Annotated in this window: 2 protein-coding genes and 1 pseudogene; all 3 read right to left on the bottom strand. The window is 66.5% G+C overall.

All coding sequences use genetic code 11. The features are described 5' to 3' along the window. Positions 1 to 440, bottom strand: a 440-nt coding sequence (locus AB0J09_RS63380) for a cyanophycin synthetase (RefSeq protein WP_360713989.1), incomplete at its 3' end; no start/stop codon positions are given. Beyond that, positions 335 to 1141 (bottom strand): annotated as a pseudogene (locus AB0J09_RS63385) (Mur ligase family protein); the annotation flags it as partial. The gene AB0J09_RS63380 and the pseudogene AB0J09_RS63385, both read right to left, overlap by 106 nt. Before the next feature lie 574 nt (positions 1142 to 1715). Continuing rightward, a partial coding sequence (locus AB0J09_RS63390; RefSeq protein ID WP_360713987.1) for a hypothetical protein occupies positions 1716 to 2020 on the bottom strand: 305 nt, incomplete at its 5' end.

Raw genomic sequence — 2020 nt, forward strand, 5'->3', positions numbered from 1 at the left:
CCAAAGACCGTGAGCACCCGGCGGCCGGCGAACGCGCGGATTGTGGCGAGTACCTTCTCCAGCGAGTCGACCGAGTGGGCGTAGTCCACCACGACCGACACGCCGCTCGGGGTCTGGTAGGTCTGAAACCGGCCCGGGATCGCCGGCAGCTCCTCCAATGCGCCGAGCAGGGCGTCGATGTCATAGCCCAGTAGGTGGCCAGTGGCGAGGGTGGCCAGCGCGTTGGAGACGGCGAACCGGCCCGGGATGGCACCCGCGCCGTCTGCCGACGCCCGGCGTGGTGCAGCACGAACCGGGTGCCGGTGGCTTGCACCCGCAGGTCCGTTGCCCGGAATTCCGCAACGGTGTCGTCCAGGCCATACGTCGTCACCGCGCCGGGCATCAGCGCGGCGATGTCGGCACTGAGCGGGTCGTCGGCGTTGACGACCGCCCGCCCGCACATTCCGCCGAACAGCAAGAGCTTGGCCTGCTTGTAGGCCTCCATGCTGCCGTGGTTATCCAGGTGATCGGGGGTCAAATTGGTGAAGACGCCGACATCGATGTCGGTCGCGTCCACCCGGTGGAGCATCAGCGCCATCGAGGAGGCCTCCAGCACCACCGCGCCCGCCCCGCGATCACGCATGGCGCGCAAAATGCGCTGCAACTCCACCGCTTCGGGAGTCGTGGGCGTGGTCGTGTCGATCGTGATCGGCTCATCACCGATTCGGCATCCATCGGTGCCGATCACACCGACTCGCGCGCATACCCCCCTGCGCAGCGCGGCCTCTGTCATGAAGGAAAAGGAGGTCTTGCCGTTGGTACCCGTGACCGCGACGACGCGCATCTCACGTGATGGCTCGCCGAAGTAGCGCGCGGCTACCACCGCGGCCGCCGCCCGCGTGTCGGCCACCTGGACCACGCAGGTGCGCGACGGCACCTGGATCTCGGGCGGATGCTCGACCAGCACCCCAGCCGCTCCACGCTCCACCGCCTCGGCCACGAAATGGTGACCGTCCATGCAGCTACCGGGCATGGCGACGTAGAGGCTTCCGATGATCACGCGCCGCGAGTCGTAGGCGATGCCGGCGCTGATGTCGGTCTGGCCGGGATCGCCGTGAAGAACCTGGGACTCGTATCCAACCAGCAGGTCACGCAGATTCATGCTGTCCTGCCTTTCTCCTTTAGGCCAGCCACCCGTGACGGAAAGGGACAAACGTGGGAGATACGCCGTCGGCGCGGCACGCTACCGAGGGAGATGCTCAACGTCTGCGTGCGGTGCTCGCCTGCATCGCGAGACGTGCTGCCCTGGCATGACCCTTGGCGCGCATCCGGGGACGGCTTCCCCCGAATGCCGTCCCCGGATGTTCCCAATCCCCTCAGGCCAGGCGCCGGCGATCTGGCGAGGTGGCAAGACACTTCGCCGCATCGGACTCCTGGTGGTGCGCCTTGGGGCGCAGGAGTCATCATGTGCTTCCCGAACAGCGACGTGGGGGATGGTGGTGCGTTTGCGACAGACACTTGTCCGCTCTTGACCTACGGTTCCCGCTGCTCCATTCGAAGAGTGACGGGTCTGGCATGAGGCTATCGTGAGGTGCGTTCGCTAACCCCCCATGCGCGTTGGTGCCGTCAGCAGCGCGAGCACTCGCTCGCTATGACCCCTGTCATCTCCCGCCGGTGACATCGGTATCTTCCGACCGGCCTGCGACCCGAGGATCATGGGTGTGGTGAGAGGCGACTCATCGAACATCATGTCCACGGTATGGCTGTCCATCGCGGCTTGCGCGGCGGCTGCGGCCTTCGCTTTCGTTATGAACAGCAGCGTCAGTGGCATCCTTCAGATCATCCTGCTGGGCGTACTTGGCACCGCCGAACTGGTCTGTTTCTCCGTGCTGGTGGCTCAGGCTGCCATCCGTCTTCGAGGCTAGAGAACGTCGGCAACAGCGACGTTGCGTGCGGCAGCAGCGCTCGGTGGCATCGCGGGCGGCGGTTTCGATCCGCTCGGCGGAGTCACGCCGGATACCGCCGACCGGCCAGGCCGCGC

The sequence above is a fragment of the Nonomuraea sp. NPDC049784 genome, assembly GCF_040659615.1.
In the GTDB taxonomy this organism is placed as follows: Bacteria; Actinomycetota; Actinomycetes; order Streptosporangiales; family Streptosporangiaceae; genus Nonomuraea.